Source organism: Lentzea fradiae, from assembly GCF_900100955.1.
GTDB classification, from domain to species: Bacteria; Actinomycetota; Actinomycetes; order Mycobacteriales; family Pseudonocardiaceae; genus Lentzea; species Lentzea fradiae.
The window spans coordinates 537765-558627 of the sequence record NZ_FNCC01000002.1 but is presented as its reverse complement, the minus strand read 5'-3'; the positions used below and the strand labels follow the sequence as shown (position 1 = coordinate 558627).

Below are 20863 nucleotides of genomic sequence, written 5' to 3'. Positions count from 1 at the left end.
CGACTACCTTCCCTGCTTGTCGAACTTGACCGCGTTGGCCTCGTCGGTCCACTCGTAGCCGTTCGCGGACTCGCGCAGCTTGTCCGAGAGACCCTTCATCGCGGCGGAGTAGGCCCCGATCGCCTCGGCTACCTTCGGCAGGCCGGCTTTGTACTTGGCGCCGCCGGCGGTGTGCGCGCGACCGAAGTCCTTCTCGCTCACGGCACTCGCGGTGATCTTCGCCTTGTGGTTCTCGATCTCGGTCGCGATCCCCTGGATGGTGGTCGCGGACGACATCATCTCGCCAGCGTTCGCCTGATAGCCGGACATGTGCTCCTGCCTCCCCTAGTCCCCGATCTGACGCAGTTCGGCTCAGCGGGGTTCCGCCATACAGTGCCAGCTCGGCTCGGGGGCCGACCTGGGCTTCCGCGATGTCGGTTGCCTTCGTAAACGCCCGGTGCGGCACGCACCGCCGGCGATCACCACTGGTGGGGAGGCTGCTGCCCCTGCTGGGGCTGACCCTGCTGGGGCTGACCGGCAGGAGGGCCCGGCTGGGGCCACTGCCCGCCGGGCTGAGACTGGAACTGCTGCCCCTGGGGCCACTGCCCACCGGGAGCCGGGGGCCCGCCCTGCTGCCACTGCTGCTGGGGCGGGTACTGCTGGGGATGGCCGTAGCCGGGCGGGACGGGGGGCCGAGCCTTGTTCTTCTTCGACACTACGACCGCGATGACCACCACCGCTGTCACCGCCACGAGCAGCAGAACGATCACCAGCAGCAACGGCATCACCACGGCCAGGCCCCCATCTCAGTCTTCAGTGCACCGAGGAAACCACATCGGCCAGTCGCCGCGCGGCCGACTCGGCCTGTTCGTGGCTCGTCGCCTCGACCATCACCCGCACGAGCTGCTCGGTGCCGGACGGGCGCAGCAGCACGCGGCCGGTGTCGCCCAGCTCGGCCTCGACGGAGGCGACGGCCTCGCTGACGGAGACGTCCTTCGCGACGGCGGCCTTGTCGGTCACCTTCACGTTGATCAGCACCTGCGGCAGGCGGCGCATCACCGCGGCGAGCTCGGCGAGCGGCTTGCGGGTCTCGGCCATGCGGGCCATCAGGCGCAGCGCGGTCAGCAGGCCGTCGCCGGTCGTGGCGTGCGCGGGCAGCACCACGTGCCCCGACTGCTCGCCGCCGAGCGAGTAGCCGCCGGCCTTGAGGTCCTGCAGCACGTAGCGGTCGCCGACGGCCGTGGTGCGCAGCTTGATCCCGGCGTCCTTCATGGCGAGGTGCAGGCCGAGGTTGCTCATCACGGTCGCGACGAGCGTGTCCTCGTACAGCTCGCCCGCGTCGCGCATGGCGAGCGCCAGCACGGCGAGGATCTGGTCGCCGTCGACCGTGTTGCCCTCGGCGTCCACGGCCAGGCAGCGGTCGGCGTCGCCGTCGTGGGCGATGCCGAGGTCGGCACCGTGCTCGCGGACGGCGGCGGCCACGACGTCGATGTGGGTGGAACCACAGCCGTCGTTGATGTTGAGGCCGTCCGGGGAGGCGTTGATCGCGACGACCTCGGCGCCCGCGCGGCGGTACGCGTCCGGTGCGGCCACCGACGCGGCACCGTTCGCGCAGTCCACCACGACCTTGAGGCCGTCGAGGCGGTGCGGGGTGACCTTGAGCAGGTGCTCGACGTACTGGGTCTCGGCGTCGGGCACGTCCCGCACCCGGCCGATCGCGGCACCCGTCGGGCGTTCGAACCCGGTGCCCATGAGCTGCTCGATCTCGTCCTCGACGGAGTCGGGCAGCTTGTGGCCGCCCGCGGCGAAGAGCTTGATCCCGTTGTCGGGCATGGCGTTGTGCGACGCCGAGATCATCACGCCGATGTCGGCACCCAGCGCGGAGACGAGGTGGGCGACGGCGGGCGTCGGCAACGCCCCGACGCGCAGGACGTCCGCACCGGCCGAGGTGAGGCCCGCGGTGACGGCGGCGTCGAGCATCTCGCTGCTCGCCCGCGGGTCGCGGCCGACGACGGCGACGGGGCGGTGGGAGCGGTCGTGCTCGGCGAGCACCCGTGCCGCCGCGGCGGCGACGGACATCGCGAGCTCGGGCGTGAGGTCCGCGTTGGCGAGACCACGCACTCCGTCGGTGCCGAACAGGCGGGCCATGAATCCTCCGATGTGGACACTGCGAGGCTGCGGGAAAGACCCGGAAAACACCACGGGAGCAGCAGTTCGAGGTGAACTGCTGCTCCCGCGGGTACAGCTCTAGATCAACGCTTGGAGTACTGAGGCGCCTTGCGGGCCTTCTTCAGACCGTACTTCTTGCGCTCCTTGACCCTCGGGTCACGGGTGAGGAAGCCGGCCTTCTTGAGCACCGGGCGGTCCTCGGAGTCGACGGCGATCAGCGCACGCGCGATGGCGAGACGCAGCGCACCGGCCTGGCCGGTGATGCCGCCGCCACGCAGGTTGGCGATGACGTCGAAGGTCTCGGGCTTCTCCGTGGTGACGAGCGGCTCCTTGATGAGCTGCTGGTGCACCTTGTTCGGGAAGTACTCCTCGAGAGCCTTGCCGTTCAGGGTGAACTTGCCGGTGCCGGGCACGAGGCGGACGCGGACGACGGCCTCCTTGCGGCGGCCGACTGTCTGCGCGAGGTGCGCGGCGCCGTTCAGAGCGGGGGCGACGACCACCGGTGCGGAGACTTCCTCCTCCTCGACGACCTCGGCCTCTTCGGCCTCGGCCTCGGGAGCGGCAGCCTCGACGACCTCGGCCTCGACCTCGGGGGTCTCGTTCTCAGGGGTGGTCACAGGAACTTCCTCGGTGTACTCGTCGCTCACTGGGCGATCTTCTTGATCTCGAACGCCTGCGGCTGCTGCGCCGCGTGCGGGTGGTTCGGTCCGCTGTAGACCTTCAGCTTGTTCGCGATCTGACGGCCCAGGCGGTTCTTGGGCAGCATGCCCTTGATCGCCTTCTCCACCAGGCGGTCCGGACGCGTGTCCAGGACCTCGCCGAAGGACTGCTTGCGCAGACCGCCGGGGAAACCCGAGTGGCGGTACTGGAACTCCTGGTCCCGCTTGGAGCCGGTCAGGGCGACCTTGTCAGCGTTGATGATGACAACGAAGTCACCGGTGTCAACGTGAGGGGCGTAGGTCGGCTTGTGCTTGCCGCGCAGCAGCGTCGCGGCCTGGGTGGCGAGCCGGCCGAGCACCACGTCCTGGGCGTCGATCACGTGCCAGGTGCGGGTCACCTCACCGGGCTTCGGGCTGTACGTGCGCACGGATCTACCTCGTCGTCACTTGCGTCTGGGGTCACTGCGGCGGTTGCCCCAGACCGATCTTGGACTGGCCAAGCGGAGGTTCCGAGACAGGCGCGGCACACATGGGCGCCAGCTACCGCACAACAACGACAGAAGATACCGGATGGGAGGTGCGGGGACCAAAACGGGGTCCTCCGACCCCCTCCCCACCCGGACGTACGCGAGCCCCGGACCACGTGGTTCCGGGGCTCGCGGGGGGTCCTGCGTCAGGCGGCGGCTCAGCCCCAGCGGGAGGCGTTGCGGCGCTCACCCTCCTGGTAGGCGTCAGCGGCCTGCTGCACGGCGACACCGACGGAGGAGAGGACCTGCGCCAGCTCGGCGGCGGCCGTGTCCCACTCCCGCTGGGCGTTGTTGTACGCCTCGGAGCTCTCGCCGTCGTAGCCGGCGAGCACGGCCTTGACGCGGCCCTCGAGGCCCTCCAGCTCGCCCGTGATCTTGTTGTAGGCGCTGTTGATCTGCGACGAAGCGCTCTGCAGCTCGCCGAACGTAACCTTGATCATTGTTTATCCCCTTGAGTACCGAAGAAGACTGATGGTGGAGAGGTGCTTACCGAGCCGGAACGCGGGAGCGATCAGCCGAGGCGGCCGGCGATGCCCGTCATGGCCGAGCCCTGCTCGTCTTCGCGGGTGTCCATGTCCTGCGCCGTGCCGGCCAGGCCCTCGCCGATGACCTCAAGGGCGTTCAGCAGCTTGGCCTGGTTCTCGCGGTAGCGCTCCATCAGCTTGCTGAACGCCACGGCCGCGGGGCCGTCCCAGGAACCGCGCAGCGTCTCGCAGGTCGACTGGACCGAGCGGAGGATGCCGTCGAACTCGTTCCGGGCGTTGTTGACGTCCTTGGAGAGAGTCGCGATCTCTTCCGTGGTCGCCTGAAAACCACCAGCCATTGCAGATCCCCTTAGTTTGGTGCGTAGGTCGTACTGCTTGGTTCGTACGCCTCTTCCGACGAGCACCCTGCCACGTCGGTTCCGTCCTGTCCCGAGTTGGTTCCAAGTAGTTGCTCAAGTAAACGCACCGCGGGAACCGGGCGGTTCAATAGAGGATTCGCGACTGCGAAAAGTCCTCGTCATCGTCGCTGACGCGAGGGAGCTGACCGCTCGGGCCGGCGACGGCCACGGACCCCAGCACGACACGTTCCGTCTCAACAGGGGCGGCGACGGACTCCGCGACGTCCGGAACCTGCTCGACCGGCAGCCCGCGGTCCCGCCGGAACTCCGCGGCCGACGTCCTGAGCTGCGCGGAGGTGGGCTGGGCGCCTGGTTGCGCCGCGCGAGCACGCGCCTGGTCGGCGAGGTCACAGGTGCGTTCCCGGAGCTTCGCGTTCCGTTCACCGATCTCGCCCGCGGCTCGGCGCGCGCGGGTGACGGCGGTTCCGACCTCGACGCGGAACCGGCTCAAAGCCTCGCTGGCGGACATCGGCGACTCCCTGGTGGTGCGTGTGCCTACGGCTTGATGACGAGCGAGCTGACGACCTGCTCACAGGCGGTCCCGACCAGGGCCCGCGCGGCGTCGGACGCCTGACAGCCCACGCTCACCTGGATCCCGCCCTGGAACTGGATGTACCAGTCGACCCCGGTCGAACCGACCACTTCGCGATAGTGAACAACAGACTTCCCCGCGAAAGTGCGGTTATCGGTGAAGTCGGCGACCTCGTCGCCATTGTCCTTGCGTTCCTGGTACGTGTTCCGCAGTTCCGTCAGCGCGCGGACGCGGTCTTTGTCGCTGTCGTAGGTGAGGGTTTGCTCCTGCACAGCAATTCGCGCTTCCGGCGATTTGCCTTCGGAATTCTCACCGCGGTCCACCGGTTGCAAAAGCACCTGGCGGTCGGCGGCCGCACCGCCCGTCTGCTCCCAGCCGTCCGGCCGGGCGAAGGAGTAGTCGTAGACGGCGATCTGGTTGCCGGACCGCGGCGTGAGCGCCTGCTCCTTCTCGCGGCCCAGCCACAGGTACCCGCCGACGCCCGCGGCCGCGAGCACGACGACGACGCCGATCGCGACGAACAGCGGAGTCCTGCTCTTCCTGGGCGGCGGCGGTGCGGGGAAGGGCGCGGGGAAGGGCGCGGCGGGGAACTGGGCGGCGGGCGGCGGCGTGATGCGGCGGGTGATCTTGCGGGTGGTGTCGTCGCCGACCCGGATGTTGTGGGTCACGTCACCCGGCCCGCCGGTGGGCGGAGGCTTCTGCTGCGTCATCCCGCCGGTTCGCTCCGGGTCGAGGCTGACCGCTCTGAGGGCGCCGCGGGCGACGACCGTCTCCGGCTGGTCGATGCTCGTCGGCACCACCCCGGTGTGCTCGTGGACCAGCCGCGCGACCAGCGGGATGCGGCTGGACCCGCCGACCAGGAACACGCCGGCGAGCTGCCCCGGCGCCAGACCGGCGTCGCGGACGGCCCCGCCGACCAGCGCCGCCGCCCTGCTGAGCTGCGCGGTGACCAGCTGCTCCAGGTCGGACCTGGTGACGTGCGCGTCGGGGAACGGCGGCGGCATCGGGACGTCGGTGTACGCGTGCCGCGACAGCGTCTCCTTGGCGCCCCGCACGTCCTGCCGCAGCACCCGCCGCTTGCGCCGGTCGGCCATCTCCCTGCCCTCGACGAGCTGCCGCCACGCCTCGGGGTCCTTGGCGGCGACCAGCCCGCCGACGTGGTCGAGCAGGGCCTGGTCGATGTCGGCGCCGCCGAAGCTCGGGTCGCCCTTGGTGGCGAGCACCCGGAAGCTCCTGCCGGTGCGCGCCACCACGCTCGCGTCGACGGTCCCGCCGCCCAGGTCGAGCACGGCGAGCGCGGCACCGTCCGGGACGGAGTGGCTCGCCGAGTGGAAGACGGCCGCCGCGACGGGTTCCGGCACCAGGACGACCTCCCGGCCGAGCCCTCGCGCGGCCTGGAGCAGGACGCGCGTGCGCACCGTGCCCCAGTCGGCCGGGTGCGTCAGCACGAGGAGGTCGACGGGCGCACCGCCGCCCACCCGCCGTGCCTCGTTGACGGCCCGGGTCAGCACCGCGCGCACGACGTCCACCACGGGCAGCACGGACGTGCCGAGCAGCAGCTCGCCCTCGTCCACACGTCTCTTCGGGTGCGGCTCGTACCGGGCGGGGTCGACCGCGGCCTGCCGCTCGGCCTCCTGGCCGACGAACACGGTGCCGTCGGCCGCGGCGAACACGGCGGACGGCACCAGCGGCTGGCCGTCGAACACGACGACCTGCGGCTCCCGGCCGCGCGCGGAGATCGCGACGCAGGTGCTCGACGTGCCGAAGTCGACCGCGACGTGCAGGCTCATGCACCTTCCCCTCTTTTCGCGCACATGCTTACCCGATGAGACCCGCCGAGACGACACGGATGGTCAACCTCGCCTCAGCCAGGGCCGGGTCCGCGCACCAGGGAGAGCTTCGTCTCGAGTCCCTCGACGCGCGGGATCCCGGTGGACCGCGCCACCTCCAGCGCCTCCTCCCAGGCCCGCACCGCCTCGTCGTGCCGCAGCATCTCCAGGCCCTCCTCCTGCCTGCCGACCTCGGCGAGGGCGAAGCCGACGAAGTCGTCGAGCCGTGCCTCCAGGTACTCGTCGCCGAGCCTGCGCATGGCCTCGCGCGCCCGCTCCCCCGCCTCGACCGCCTCCGGGTAGCGGCGGAGGTCGTTGAGCGACCCGACGATGTTGGCGGCGCAGATGGCCTCCATCGTGAGGTCGCCGATCTCGACGGCCAGGTCGAGCGTGCGGTGGTTGACCGCGAGGGACTCCTCCCTGCGGCCCAGTGCGAGCAGCGCGATGCTCATGTTGTTCAGGGCCGACACCTCGGCGAGCCGTTCCCCGGCCGCGCGCACCAGCGGCAGTCCGGCCTCGAACTCCCGCAACGCGTCCTCGTACCGTTCGACGTCGACGTACTGGGCCGCCAGCTTCACCCGGCTCAGGCCCTGCTCACGGGGAGCCCCGATCCCCTGCACCGCCTCGAACATCGCGACGAGGTCCTGGGAGCGGACCCGCTCGACGAGGGTGTGCGTGCGCAGGTGCGCGACGATCGCCTGCGCCGCACGCCCCCACCCGCGGCCGAGTGCGGCGTGCAGCACGGCACCGAGGTTGTCCCATTCGCCGCGGCACCAGGCGAGCGCCTCGAAGCGGTCGGTGAACTCCCGCGGCGTGACGCCGGTCGTCAGGTCCTCCGCGCGCAGCGTCTGCTTGCCGGGGAGCATCTCCGCGGCGTTCTGCAGGGAGTGGACGTACCACTCGGTCAGCCTCAGCGCCGCCGCCTCTTCGTCCCCGCACAGCTCCGCCGCGTACGCCCGCAACAGGTCGTGCAGGTCGTAGCGGCCGGGTGAGCGCGACTGGACGAGGTGGTCGGCGGCGAGCCGTTCGAGCAGCCGCCGTGCCCTCGCGACCGGCACACCGGCGAGCGCCGCCGCCGCGGGGACGTCGAAGTCGGCTCCGGGGTGGACGGACAGCAGCCGGAACATCCTGGCCTCGTCCTCGCCCAGCGCCCGGTACGACCACGAGAACACCGCCCGCACGTCGACGTCCTCGAAGTCGCTCAGCGCGTCGAGCCGTTCGCCGCGCAGCTCGCCGAGGAACTCGCTCAGCGGTACGTCCGGGAACCGGGCCACGCGTTCGGCGAAGACCCGCAACGCGAGCGGCAGGCCGGTGCACCGCGCGGCGATCTCCTCCGCCGTGCCTGGTTCGGCCGCGAGCCGCCCGGCGCCGAGGACTGCCGCGAGCAGGGCGCGCGACTCCTCGTCGTCCAGCTGGTGCAGCGCCGTCGTCGTGACGCCGTGCCTGGCGACCAGGGGGCGGAGCTGGTTGCGGCTCGTGATGACGACCCGCACACCGGGGGTGCCCGGCAGCAGCGGCAGCACCTGGTCGCTGGAGGCCGCGTTGTCCAGCACGAGCAGCATGCGCCGGTCGGCCAGCTCGCTGCGCAGCAAGGCGAACCGCGCGTCCTCGTCGGCCGGCACCTTCTTCACGCCGAGCCCCAGCAGCAACGTCTCGGCGGCCTGCGCCGCGCGGACCGGGCGTCCCTCGGGGTCGAAGCCCCTGAGGTCGAGGTGCAGGTCGCCGTCCGGGAACCCCGACCGCGCCTCGTGCGCCCAGCGCAGCACCAGCGCGGTCTTGCCGACGCCGCCGGTGCCGTGCACCAGCGTGATCCCGGCCGTCGCGGACAACGCGGCCAGCTCGGCGCTGCGTCCGACGAAGTTGCGCACGCCCGCGGGCAGCTGCCGGGGCACCACGCGCTGCCCGGCCGGCTCGACGTCGGAACGCAGGATGCGCTCGTGCAGCTCGCGCAGCGGTGGTCCGGGATCGACGCCGAGCTCGTCCGCGAGCAGGTCGCGGATCTCCTGATAGGCGGCGAGCGCCTCCACCTGCCGGTCGGAGCGGTAGAGCGCGAGCATCAGCTGCCGCCAGAACGTCTCGCGCAACGGGTGCGCGGCGACCAGCGAGCGCAGCTCGGGCACGAGCTGCGCGGCCAGTCCCCTGCCGAGGTCGGCGTCGACCCGCCTCTCCAGCACGGCCAGGCGTTCGTCGAGCAGCAGCGGCACGTCGTCGCGGTGCAGCCGGTCGGACTTCACGTTGCCCAGCACCGGTTCCCGCCACAGCGCCGACGCGGCGGTGTGGTCGCCGGCCCCCGCCAGCGCGCGGAACCGCAGCAGGTCCAGCTCGTCCTGACCGACCTCGACGAGGTAGCCGCCGCGGGAGGTGCGCACGCGGTTGGCCGGGCCCAGCGCGGTGCGCAGGCGGGCGACGACCATCTGCAGGGTCTTGTGACCGCGGTCCGCTGTCGGCGGCTCACCGTCCCACACCCGGTCGACCAGCTCGTCGACCGGCACGAACTGGTTGGGGCGCAACAACAACGTCGCCAGCAGCACGCGGCAGCGACCGGCCGGGACGGGCACCGGCTCCGCATCCACCAGCACCTCCAGCGGGCCGAGCACGCGGAACTCGACGGTCACGGTCATCTCTCCCCCTCACCGGTCCCGGACGGGCCGAGCGTCACGGGCACCGCCCCCTCGCGCACCACCAGGCCGGTGAACCGCCTGCGGCTGGTGACCACGGCCAGGCAGCCCCGCCCGGTGGGCAGCAGCGGACGCACCTGCTCCACGTCACGGGCGTCGTCGAGCACCACGAGCACGCGCCGGTCGGCGACGACGCCGCGGTAGAGCGCCGCCCGGTCGGCCAGGTCGCCGGGGATCCTCCCGCGCGAGATCCCGAGCGCGCCGAGAAACCCGGCCAGCACGTCAGCGGGGTCGGCTGTCTCTCCCGGCGGACCGGAGCCGCGCAGGTCCGCGTGCAGGTGGCCGTCGGGGAAGCGGTCGGCGACCAGGTGCGCCCAGGTCAGGGCCAGCGCCGTCTTGCCGACGCCCGCCGCGCCGTCGATCGCGATGATCACGACCGACGTCCCGGGAGTGGCCGCGGCGGTGAGCCTGGCCAGCTCGGCGGCCCGTCCCGTGAGGCGCTCCGGTGGCGCGGGCAGCAGGCGCGGCGCACCGGGCAGCGAGACCGGGGTGAGCAGCCGGTCGTGCAGGTCGCGCAACGACGGTCCCGGCTCGACGCCCAGGTCGTCGGCGAGGTGGGTGCGGATCTCCTCGTACGCGGCGAGCGCCTCCCGCGGCCTGCCCGCCTGGTGCAGCGCGTGCACGAACTGCGCCCAGAACCCCTCGCGCAGCGGGTGTTCCCGGGTCAGCTCCCGCAGCTCGTCCACCAGCTCCGCGCCGCGGCCACGCGCCAGGTCGGCCTCGATCCGCTTGCCGTGCACCACAAGCCGTTCCTCGACGAGCGGCGGCACGTCCTCGCGGTGCAGGTGCCGTGAGCCGACGTCGGAGACCGGCGCACCACGCCACTGCGCCAGTGCCGCCGCGAGCTCCCCCTCGGCGGCGAGCCGGCGGAACCGCGTCAGGTCCAGCCGCCCGGGGTCCACCTCCGCCAGGTAGCCGCCGGTCGCCGTGCGGACGCAGTTGGCCTCCCCCAACGCCATCCGCACCCGCCGCACGACCATCTGCAACGTCTTGTGGGCCCGGTCCAGGGTCGGCGGCTCACCGTCCCACAACCGGTCCACCAGCTCGTCCACCGAGACGAACCGGTTGGGGCGCAACAACAACGTGGCGAGCAACACCCGTCCCCTGCCCGCCGGCAACGGGATCGGCGTCGCGTCGCGCAGCACCTCCAACGGCCCGAGGACGCGGTACTCGACGTTCATGACCCCTGTTCCACCTCAGCCGGCCGTGCGGCGGTCTGCCCTCGGCCTCCACACCGAACAGACCACGCCGCAGCTTCGCCGAACGTTGCCACACCTCGCCGGTTTTCTCCCGGTGTGCGGTGGCCGGTGCACACAGGACACCGGCGAGCGGGTGTGAGCGAAGTGTGAGCGGTGTCGGGCAGAGTTCTCCTCAGCGGTGCTGGTGGCGAAGCTCCTGGGGGGCCACCAGCACCGCTCACCGGTTTCCGGGGAGTGCGGCGAGCTTGGCCCGCACCGCCTCGGCGTTCGGATGCCGGTGCTGCTCGTAGGTCTCCAACGCCTCCGTCCACCAACGCCTGGCCTCCGCGACGTCACCGAGGCCCTGGTGCACATCACCCCGCAGGTCCTGCACGGTGGCGGTGTCGATCCAGGAACCGGTCCCCCTGGCGAGCTGAAGCGCCTGACCCGCTTCAGCCAATGCGAGCTCGTACCGGCCGAGTCCGACATACGCCCGCACCTTCTCCGTCACCATCAAAGCGCGGCCGTTGGTGGTGCCGATCCCTTCCTGTGCGTCGAACTCGGCGGCGAGTTCAAGCGCCTCTTCGTACTCACCGGCATCGACAAGAACCGCCGCGAGCTGGTGCAACGCCATCCGCATCCGTTCCGGAGTGCGGTCGGCGGCGCCACGCTGCAGCTCGAGCGACTTTCTCGCCACCTCGATCGCTTCGTGGAACCGGCCCAGTTCCGTCAGAACCCACGCGACGCCGGCCTGAGCCCGCACCCGGCCCGCCACCAAGCCGATCTCGTCGTTGAGCCGGTCGGTGCGCTCGAACCACTCCAGGGCGATGTCGAAGCGCCTGAGCCGGGCATGACCGACGGCTGTGAGGAAGGTGAGCCAAATATGTTGGACCACGGCGCCGATGCGTGCGGCCGCAGCTGACGCACGGTCCACGTGGCCGACCCAGTCGTGCCACAGACCGAACTGCTCGACCATGTCCGCCGCGAACAGGGTCAGCTGCCAGGTGTGCCGGTCGTGCCCGTGATCGTCGGCGTACCCGGCCACCGCACGGAGCACCGCCTGCTCGGCACGGAGCCACTCCAGCGCGGCGGGCCGGTCGGCGAACGTCTCGGCGACCACGCCGGCGACCGGGACCGGAGGGTCATCCAGCTTGCGGTGGTCCTCGTTGTGGACGTGGTCGAAGTGGGTCAGCGTGTGGAGGTAGTGGTCGAGCATCCGCTGCACCGCCTCCCCGCGCGCCTCGGCGGGCTCGTCCGCCTCCGCCCGTTCGGCCGCGTAGATCCGCAGGAGGTCGTGGCACGCGTACCGGCCGGGAACGTGCTCACGCAGCAGGTTCGCCCCGACCAGCTCCCGCACCGCCGCGGCCGCGGGCTCGCCTGCGAAGCTCGTCGCGGCGGGAACGGTGATGTCCGGTCCGGGGTGCAGGCCGACCAGCCGGAACAGGCGTGCGGCGGCCGGGCTCAGCCGCTGGTACGACCACTGGAACACGGTGCGGACGCTGGTGGCGGCGTCCCCGGTGTCGAGCAGGTCGAGGCGCCGCCGTTCGTCCGCGAGCTCCGCGACGAGCGCCGCCAGCGGCAGGTCCGGCTCGACGGCGGCACGTGCCGCCACGATCGCGAGCGCCAGCGGCAGGCCCCCGCACCACGCGACGAGGTCGTCGGCCGCGTCGTCCACCCGTCCGTCGCCGAGTCGGCCGGCGAGCAGCGCGCGGCCCTCCTCCGCGGTGAGCGCGTCCAGCTCGACCCGGTGGGCACCGGGGATCTCCGCGAGCCGGTCGCGGCTCGTGATCAGCACCAACGACGGTGACCGTTCCGGCAGGAGGAGCCGGACGTGCCCAGCGTCGCGGACGTTGTCCAGCACCACCAGCATCCGGCGGCCTGCCACGAGCTCGCGGAACATCGCGCTCCGCGCGCCGGCCTCGACGGGCAGGCGGTCCGGCGGCACGTCGAGGCCGGTGAGGAACCGGGTGAGGACGTCGCTCGCCGTCATGGGTTCGCGGTGCCGGTCGAACCCGCGCATGTCGACGTGCAGCTGTCCGTCCGGGAAACGACCGGCGACGCTGTGGGCCCAGTGCAAGGCGAGCATCGTCTTGCCGACGCCCGCCGTGCCCGTGATCGTGGCGATGGTGCGGTCTTCGCCGCGCATCAGGGAGTCGAGCTCCCGGAGAGCGGTCTCACGTCCGACGAACCGCGGCATGGCCGTGGGCAGCAACCGCGGCACCGGACCGCGTCCCCGCACCTCCCCGGCGAGGACCCGCTGGTGCACCGCCCGCAGCCGCTCTCCCGGGCCGACGCCCAGCTCGCTCTTCAGCAGATCGCGGACCTGCCGGTACGCCGTCAGCGCCGCCGCCTGCTGCCCGGACTGGGCGAGGGCCAGCAGGAGGCTCGCCCACAACGGCTCCCGGTACGGGTACCTCGTCGTCAACGACCTGAGCTCCGCGACGAGGTCCGGTCCGGCGCCCGCGCCGAGATCGGCGTCGATCCGGCGTTGCAGCGCTTCCAGCCACTCCTCGGTGACCTGCTCGGCCTCGATGCCGAGCACCGCGCCGGTCTTCACGTCCGACAGGACAGGACCTCGCGACAACGCCACGGCGGCGGCGAAGTCCCCGGCACGGGTCAGCGCGCGGAACCTCAGCAGGTCGAGCTGGTCCGGGAGCACCGAGGCCCGGTAACCGCCGGGCGCCGTACGGACGCAGTCGGCCGCGCCGAGCGCGACCCGCAGCCGCCGCACCAGCGTCTGCAGCGACGACCTCGCCCTGTCCCGGTCCGGCGGCGTGCCGTCCCACACCCGTTCCACCAGCTCGGCGACCGGCACGACCTGGTTGGGGCGCAACAGCAACGCCGCCAGCAGCACTCGGCACCGCCCGGCCGGCACCGGCACTGCGACACCGTCCAGCAAGACCTCCAACGGCCCCAGGACGCGGTACTCGGCAGCCACGGTCCCCTCCTCTGCGACGACGTGACCGGAGCATGAGCCCGTCCGGGAACTCTAGGGGCGGCCTGTCCGGGACTCCCGCCGCGTGACCGAAGTGTGAGCGCCGCCGGGCAGAGTGGTGCTCAGCCGGAACGACGGCGGTGGCAACGGAAGTGGGGGGTGCCGCGGCCGTCGGCGTCCACTCCGGCCGGTCCTCCCCAGTGGACCGGTCAGAGCGGATCCGGTCATGGGGGAACCGGACAGTCCCCTGCTGTTCGGTTTCGGGCCCGCGGCACCCGCCGCGGGCCCGTTTTTCTGCCCGGAACCCGCCCGGAACGACTCGTGGGCGGCCCCACCGTCCGGCGGGACCGCCCACGAGGGCGTCGGAGAAGTGCTACTCCGAGGGGATCCAGGCGAACTGCATGCGCTGCTGACCGTACTTGCGGGTCACCAGCGTGCCCCGGCCGGGAGGCTGCGGCGACGGCTTGAGCGTGCCGACGATGTTGCCCTCCTCCTTCGAGCCGGACCCGACGAACAGCGGCGCCGAGATCTCCTTCAGCTTGCCGAGGACCGGGTCGTACAACGCGCGGGACGCGCCACCCATGCGGCGGGTCACGACGATGTGCAGACCGACGTCCTTCGCCTGCGGGATGAACTCCGCCAGCGGCTGCAGCGGGTTCACGGCGCCCTGCGGTGCCACCAGGTCGTAGTCGTCGACGACGATGAACACCTCGGGGCCGGTCCACCACGAACGGTTGCGCAGCTGTTCCTGCGTGACGTCCGGACCGGGCAGGCGCCTGCTCAGCGAGCCCCTGACCTCCGCGATGTTCTGCGTCAGCTGCGCCGACGACACGGCGTAGCTCAGCAGGTGGTCGGTGTCGATGAACCCGAGCAGCGTGCGGCGGTAGTCCGCGAGCAGGATCAGCGCCTCGGACGAGGTGTAGCTGGTCATGATGCCGCGGATGATCGTGCGCAGAAGGTTCGTCTTGCCGGACTCGCCGTCGGCCAGCGCGAAGAAGTGCGGGTCCGCGTCGAAGTCCATGTAGACCGGCGCGAGCTCGTCCTCGTTGACGCCGACCGGGACCAGGTGGCCGCGGTTCGGGTTGTGCTGCTGGACCTGTGCCATGAACTGCCCGTAGTCGAGCAGGTCCGGCAGCATCCTGACCTGCGGGGCGCGCGGGCCCTGCCAGGACTGGTTGAGCTTGTTGCTGAGGTCCTGCACGCCCGCCGAGATCGTCGTCGGGTCCTGCGAGGTGTCGATGCGCGGCAGACCGGTGAGGAAGTGCAGCTTGTCACCGGTGAGGCCGCGGCCGGGACGGCCGGGCGGGACGTTGACGGCGACCTTGCGGTCGATCTCGGACTCGCTCGGGTCACCGAGGCGCAGCTCGAACCGGGTGCCGAGCAGGTCCTTCATGGCGGGCCGGATCTCCGCCCACCGGTTGGCGGCGACGATCACGTGCACGCCGTAGGACAGACCCTGCGCCGCCAGCGCCTGGACCTGCGGCTCGACCATCTCGAACTCCTGGCGGAAGTTCATCCAGCCGTCGACGATCAGGAACGCGTCGCCGAAGTTGTCGTCGCGGATCTCACCGCGGCGCTTGCGGTTGCGGAACTCGGCCATCGAGTCGATGCGCTGGTCGCGCCACCGCAGCTCGCGCTCGGTGATGAGGGTCTGGAGCTCCGCCACCATGCGGCGGACCTTGTCGACGTCGAGACGGCCGGCGAAGCCACCGACGTGCGGCATGTCCTCCATCGACGCGAGCGTGCCACCACCGAGGTCGATGCAGTAGAACTGCGCCTCCTCCGGCGTGTGGGTCAGCGACATCGACGCGATCATCGTCCTGAGCAGCGTCGACTTGCCGGACTGCGGGCCACCGACGACCGCGCCGTGGCCGGCGGCACCGGAGAAGTCGGCCCACAGCAGGTCGCGGCGCTGCTCGAACGGCTTGTCGACGACGCCGACCGGGATCTGCAGCTTGCCGTTCGCCGGGTAGCCCGGCGACGTGAGACCGCGGTCCTGCGTCACGTCGAGCGGCGGCAGCATCGTGTCCATCGTCGGCGGCTCGTTCAGCGGCGGCAGCCACACCTCGTGCGCGGGCGGGCCCTGGCCGACGAGGCGGTCGACGATCAGCTCAAGCTGCGTCGGCTCGTTCGCGTCCTCCTTGACGGGCGCCGCCGCGACGGCGACCGGCTCGACAGGGCGCTCCGGCTCCTTCGGGATCTCGATGAAGTCCGGCACGAAGAACCGCGGGCGCTTGTCGCTGCGCACGGCCACCGACTCGCCGACGGACTGCATGCCCGACGGCCGGTAGGTGCCCGAGACGTAGAGCGCCTTGAACCTGGTCAGCGGCATGCCCTGGACGCTCAGGTAGCCCGAGCCCGGGATCGGCGGCAGCTCGTAGGCGTCCGGCACGCCGATGGCGGCGCGCGACTCGGCCGCGTTGAACGTCTTCAGACCGATCCGGTACGAGAGGAACGTGTCGAGACCGCGCAGCTTGCCCTCTTCGAGCCGCTGCGACGCGAGGAGCATGTGCATCTGCAGCGACCGGCCGACACGACCGATCTGGAGGAAGATGTCGATGAAGTCCGGCTTCGCCGTCAGCATCTCGGAGAACTCGTCGATGCAGATGAACAGCGCGGGCAGCGGGTCGAGCTGGGCGCCGTTCTCCCGCGCCTTCTCGTAGTCCCAGACGTTCTTGTAGTTGCCCTTCGCCAGGACCTCCTGGCGGCGCGACACCTCGCCGGCGATGGCGTCCTTCATGCGGTCGACCAGGGTGAGGTCGCCCGCCAGGTTGGTGATCGTCGCGGCGACGTGCGGGGCCTTGTCCAGGCCGAGGAACGTCGCACCACCCTTGAAGTCGACGAGGATCATGTTGAGCGCCGTCGACGAGTGCGAGGCCAGCAGGCCCAGCACCAGGGTGCGGAGGAACTCCGACTTGCCGGAACCGGTGGCGCCGATGCACAGGCCGTGCGGGCCCATGCCGTCCTCGGCGGCCTCCTTGATGTCGAGCTCGACCTGCTGGCCGTGCTCGCCGATGCCGAACGGGATGCGGTAGCGGTCTCGTTTGGGCCGTGGCCGCCACGCCTGCTGCACGTCGAACGTCATCGGGTCGCCGGGGATGCCCATGAACTCGAGCAGCGGCGGGTTGTTGTTCATCGCCAGCGGGTCCTCGCCGCTGTCGCCACCGGCCTCACCGGCGGCGCCCATGCGGTACGGGGACAGCCTGCGGGCGAGCGCCTCGGCCTCGACGACCGAGAGGCGGTCCGGCGTGCCGAACCACTCGACACCGCTCGCGGAGCGGGCGCCGAGCTGGTTGTTCTCGACGACGAGGCGCAGGCCGCGGCGCGCGGTCAGGTTGCCGAGGCACTCGGAGAGGTCGAGCAGCGTGACGCCGACGAGCCCCTCCTCGAGGATGATCATCTCCTCGCGGCTGATGTCGCCGTCGTCGATGACGATCACGATGTGCGGCTGGTCGGGCGGCGGCGGGGCGTTGCGGGTGAACCGCTGCCGGTCGCGCAGGTTCTCGTCCAGCATCGCCTCGATCTCGGCGAGCGAGTTCGCCATCATGCGGCGCTGGCCGATGCCGTCGATGTCGGTCGGGTGCTGCACGTGCGGCAGCCACTTCGCCCACTCCCACAGCTGCTTGGTGCGGCCGGCGCTGACGACCGCGATCAGCAGGTCGTCCGGGGAGTGGAAGGTGACGAGCTGGGCGAGCAGGGCCCGGGCGAGGTCGCGGCGGTCCTCGATCTCGCCGAGCAGGCCGACGGCGGCGAAGCCGCGCAGCGCGATCGAGATCGGCAGGTCGGGGACGAGCGAGTGGGCGCGCACGAACCGGCGCAGCGCCAGCGTCGCGATCGGCTCCAGCTCCTCGACGGGACCCGTCTGCGGCGGCACCAGGCGGGTCGCGAGCCGCTGCGAGCCGCGACCGGCCCTCAGATGGCAGAAGTCGGGGTCGTTCTGGCGGCGTTCCCACATGCGCCGGGTGGTCGCGAGGGACCACAGCATCTGCGGGTCGGGGTGGACCCACTCGCGCTCGGCGCGCTGCTCGTCGGCGGCTTCGCGGGCGCGGTCGCGCATCTGGCCGAGGTACCGCAGGTAGTCCTTGCGGTCCTCGTTCATCTCGGCTTTCTTCTGGCCCTTGCCGGACCCCATGCCGCTCGCCATCATGCCGATGGTCGAGATCATCATCATGCCCGGCATGATCATCGCCGCGGGCTGCCGCGGCGCGAACACGAACATCATGCCCATCATGCCGACGGACGCGATGATCATGACGACGGGCATCGCCTTCATCATGATGTTGCCGGGGATGATCCGGGGGACCTCGGGTGGCGGCTCGAGGTGGACCTCGCCGCCGGGAGGCCGGGGAGCAGCAAGGCGTGCCGTTCGCTTGAACTGCAGCGTGCTCAACTGACAGGCACCTCTTCGACATCTCGATACGCCACCGTTAGCAACCGACACTATTGCGCATCCGCGCGCGTCACGAAGGTGGGTCGGGAAAAAACCCAGTCGGCCGTGTTCTGCGAACCACGGGTGCAAGTGGCGCCGGTGCGGCCATACTAGGGCCGCCCGATGACCTCCCAGGTGGACCAATAGGGTCGGGCCAAGAGTTCGCAACGAATGATCTGACTTAGGGGGCCCTGGTGGCGACCGGTACGACGGTGTTCAGCCGTGTCACGGTGGTGGCACCTCGAACGCGTATCGACGTCGCGCTGCCTGCCGACGTGGCGGTGGCCGATCTCCTGCCGATGCTGCTGGACATGGCGAGAGAGGCCACTCCGGACGGTGGTGTCCGGCACGGCGGCTGGTGCCTCGCGAAGCTCGGCGACAGCCCGCTCGACCCGGCGCGCACGCTCGCCTCGCTCGGCGTCGTCGACGGCGAGCTGCTGCAGTTGCGGCGCCGCAACGAGAACCCGCCTCCGCCGCTGTACGACGACGTCGTCGACGCGATCGCGGAGTCCGATCCGGACTCGTTCCGGCCGTGGACCAAGGAGACCGCGCAGCGGTTCGGCCACATCGCGGGCGCGCTCTCGCTGATCGCCGCCGCGGTGGCGCTGTTCCTGTCCGGCCCCTTCACCGACGGTGCGGGCGGCAGCGGGCTGGCGGCGGCCATCACGGGCGGTGTCGGCGCGATCGCCGCGCTGGCCACGGGCGCGACCATCGCGCGGGCCTACTCCGCGACGTCGACCGGCGTGCTGATCGCCGCGTGCGGCTCGCTGCCGCTCGCGTTCGTCGCGGGCTACCACGCGGTGCCCGGCGTCGGCTTCACGCCGAAGATGCTGCTCGCCTCGGCCCTGCTGATGATCTTCGCGTGGGGCGGCATCCTGCTGATCGGCCAGGGCATCACGGTGTTCATCGCCGCCGCCACGGCCGGCACGTTCGTCTCGCTCGCGTTCCTCGTCGCGACGTTCGTCGAGCACCCGCTGCCCGGTGTCGCCGCGGCGACCGGCGCGGTGGCGCTCGGCGCGTTGTCGCTGCTGCCGAGGCTCACGCTGCAGCTGGCCAAGATCCCGCCGCCCGTCGTGCCGACGAACGCCGAGGACCTCAAGGAGGACACCGGCTTCCCGGAGTACGCGGTCATCGAGCGGCGCACCGCCGTCGCCCACGAGTACCTCACCGGCATGATCATCGGTACCGGCGCGGTCGCGGCGCTGGCCGCCATCGTCGCCGCGTCCGCCGACACGGTCTGGGGCCCGATCTACGGCGTCGTCGTCGCGATCGTGCTGATGATGCGCGGCCGGGCGTACGCCAACGGCGCGCAGGCCGTGGCCCTGCTGTCGACCGGCATGCTCGCGAGCGCGGGCATCCTGCTCGGCTGGCTGCTCATCTCGTCGGAGTTCGACCGCATCGCGTTCGTCTTCGGCGCGCTGCTGCTGCTCGGCGCCCTCGCGCTGGTGCTCGGCGTCGTGTTCCCCGGTCAGAAGTTCTCGCCACCGCTGCGCCGCACGGTCGACATCATCGAGGCGATCCTGATCGCGTCGGTCGTGCCGCTGGCGCTGGCGGTGATGGACATGTACTCGGTCTTCCGGGGCCTGATCTCGCTATGAGGACCGGCATCAGGCGCACCACGGCGGCGGCGACCGCCGGCTTGCTGCTGCTGACGGGAACGCTTCCCCAGGCCGCCGCCCAGCCGTCGTCGCCCTCGGCCCCGCCGCCCTCGACCGCGTCCTCCGAGCCGGCTCCACCTTCGGCCCCGGCCTCCGCCCGGCCGAACTCGGTGCCGCCGGACCTGCCGGAGGGCACGCAGCCCCCGGCGGACGAGGGCAAGCCGGACGTGGTCTACAAGCGCACCGACAAGGGCTGCGTCGAGTCCGACACGAAGAGCGAACTGATCGAGTACATGCCCTGGGGGCAGGTGTACCTGAACCTGGACCAGGCCCACAAGTTCGCCACCGGCAAGGGCGTCCGGATCGCGATCATCGACACCGGCGTCGACCCGAGGAACCCGCGCTTCACCGGCCGGGTCCAGGGCGCGGGTGAGTACGTGTTCGGCAACGACAACGGCACGGACGACTGCGACGGCCACGGCACCGAGGTCGCCGGTGTCGCCGCGGCGGCCAAGACCGAGGGCGACTTCGTCGGCGCCGCACCGGAGGCGACGATCCTCGCGATCCGCCAGACGAGCGACCGCTACGAGTTCCCCGGCGACGCCAACAACGAGAAGCGCGCCACGGCGGGCAAGGTCGCCACGCTCGCGCAGGCCATCGTCCGCGCCGCGAACGCCAACGCCGAGGTCATCAACATCTCGCTGACGAACTGCGGCACCCCCAAGGGGTTCAGCGCGGACGACCGCAAGCTCCAGGCGGCCATCCGGTACGCGGTGGACGTCAAGGACTCCGTGATCGTGACGGCGGCGGGCAACCTCAACGGCCAGGGCGCCGGCTGCCCGGTGCAGAACCACAACCTGGACATCAACAACGTCAACTCGATCTCGTCCCCGGCCTGGTTCGCGGACGACGTGCTGTCGGTGGCGTCGATCGGCCGCGACGGCGAGGTGTCGGACTTCAGCGTCTGGGGCCCGTGGGTGAGCATCGCCGCGCCGGGCGAGGAGATCATCTCCGTCGACCCCAAGGGCACCGGCCTGACGAACGCGAACGTGACCGCGAACGGCGTGCAGGACATCAAGGGCACGAGCTTCGCGGCGCCGTACGTCTCCGGCATCACCGCGCTGGTGCGGCAGCGGTTCCCCGATCTCACCGCGCGTCAGGTGATGGACCGTCTCAAGGCGACGGCCCTGCACCCCGGCGGTGTGTCCGGAAAGGACCACAAGATCGGCTACGGCATGGTCAACCCGGTCGCCGCGCTGACCGCGGTGCTGCCGGCCGAGTCGGCGGGGTTCCAGAAGGCCCAGCCGAAGGAGATCGCCACGTCCGTCACCCCGCCACCGGGACTCGACTGGCCGCCGATCATCGTGGCGCTGAGCGGCATCGGCACCGGTGGCGCGCTGCTGGCGCTGACGATGATCGTCCGCAACGCGCTCAACCGCAGGCGCGGCAGCACCGCCTAGCGCACTG

The 20863-nt window shown here is 71.4% G+C and carries 15 protein-coding genes; 2 read left to right on the top strand and 13 right to left on the bottom strand.

Annotated elements, in window-relative coordinates; genetic code table 11:
* Positions 1-3: 3 nt before the first annotated feature.
* The 13 genes from BLT23_RS06810 to eccCa form a co-directional block, all read right to left on the bottom strand.
* Positions 4-309, bottom strand: coding sequence for a type VII secretion target (locus BLT23_RS06810; protein WP_090046638.1), 306 nt, complete (start codon positions 307-309; stop codon positions 4-6).
* Between the two features lie 149 nt (positions 310-458).
* Positions 459-758, bottom strand: coding sequence for a hypothetical protein (locus BLT23_RS06805; protein WP_218133656.1), 300 nt, complete (start codon positions 756-758; stop codon positions 459-461).
* A gap of 34 nt (positions 759-792) precedes the next feature.
* Complete coding sequence (gene glmM / locus BLT23_RS06800) at positions 793-2127, bottom strand: phosphoglucosamine mutase (RefSeq protein WP_090046634.1); 1335 nt, start codon at positions 2125-2127, stop codon at positions 793-795.
* Between the two features lie 104 nt (positions 2128-2231).
* Complete coding sequence (rpsI, locus tag BLT23_RS06795) at positions 2232-2765, bottom strand: 30S ribosomal protein S9 (protein ID WP_090046632.1); 534 nt, start codon at positions 2763-2765, stop codon at positions 2232-2234.
* Positions 2766-2791: 26 nt separating this feature from the next.
* Positions 2792-3235, bottom strand: coding sequence for a 50S ribosomal protein L13 (gene rplM, locus BLT23_RS06790; protein WP_030472013.1), 444 nt, complete (start codon positions 3233-3235; stop codon positions 2792-2794).
* A 257-nt stretch (positions 3236-3492) separates the two neighbouring features.
* Positions 3493-3774 (bottom strand): WXG100 family type VII secretion target, encoded by a 282-nt coding sequence (locus tag BLT23_RS06785; protein ID WP_090046631.1) that lies wholly within the window; start codon positions 3772-3774, stop codon positions 3493-3495.
* Between the two features lie 71 nt (positions 3775-3845).
* On the bottom strand, positions 3846-4157 hold the full coding sequence (locus BLT23_RS06780) for a WXG100 family type VII secretion target (RefSeq protein WP_090046629.1): 312 nt from the start codon (positions 4155-4157) through the stop codon (positions 3846-3848).
* Between the two features lie 145 nt (positions 4158-4302).
* On the bottom strand, positions 4303-4686 hold the full coding sequence (locus tag BLT23_RS06775; protein WP_090046627.1) for a hypothetical protein: 384 nt from the start codon (positions 4684-4686) through the stop codon (positions 4303-4305).
* A gap of 26 nt (positions 4687-4712) precedes the next feature.
* Positions 4713-6539, bottom strand: a complete 1827-nt coding sequence (locus BLT23_RS06770) for a type VII secretion-associated protein (RefSeq protein WP_090046625.1) — start codon at positions 6537-6539, stop codon at positions 4713-4715.
* Positions 6540-6613: 74 nt separating this feature from the next.
* Positions 6614-9199, bottom strand: a complete 2586-nt coding sequence (locus BLT23_RS06765; RefSeq protein ID WP_090046623.1) for an AfsR/SARP family transcriptional regulator — start codon at positions 9197-9199, stop codon at positions 6614-6616.
* Positions 9196-10437 (bottom strand): AfsR/SARP family transcriptional regulator, encoded by a 1242-nt coding sequence (locus BLT23_RS06760; RefSeq protein ID WP_090046622.1) that lies wholly within the window; start codon positions 10435-10437, stop codon positions 9196-9198. The genes BLT23_RS06765 and BLT23_RS06760 overlap by 4 nt, the downstream gene beginning before the upstream one ends.
* A 235-nt stretch (positions 10438-10672) precedes the next feature.
* Complete coding sequence (locus BLT23_RS06755; protein ID WP_090046620.1) at positions 10673-13372, bottom strand: AfsR/SARP family transcriptional regulator; 2700 nt, start codon at positions 13370-13372, stop codon at positions 10673-10675.
* A 370-nt stretch (positions 13373-13742) separates the two neighbouring features.
* Entirely contained in the window at positions 13743-17759 is a 4017-nt protein-coding gene (eccCa, locus tag BLT23_RS06750) for a type VII secretion protein EccCa (protein ID WP_090046618.1), read from the bottom strand.
* 233 nt (positions 17760-17992) lie between these two features.
* On the opposite strand from eccCa, the gene eccD reads away from it, so the two are divergent.
* Together eccD and mycP are read left to right on the top strand one after the other, a co-directional pair.
* Positions 17993-19396 carry a type VII secretion integral membrane protein EccD gene (gene eccD / locus BLT23_RS06745; RefSeq protein ID WP_090046616.1) on the top strand — a complete coding sequence of 468 codons (1404 nt, stop codon included), beginning with the start codon at positions 17993-17995 and terminating at the stop codon, positions 19394-19396.
* Positions 19393-20856 (top strand): type VII secretion-associated serine protease mycosin, encoded by a 1464-nt coding sequence (gene mycP, locus BLT23_RS06740; RefSeq protein ID WP_090046614.1) that lies wholly within the window; start codon positions 19393-19395, stop codon positions 20854-20856. The genes eccD and mycP overlap by 4 nt, the downstream gene beginning before the upstream one ends.
* The last annotated feature ends 7 nt before the right edge of the window (positions 20857-20863 follow it).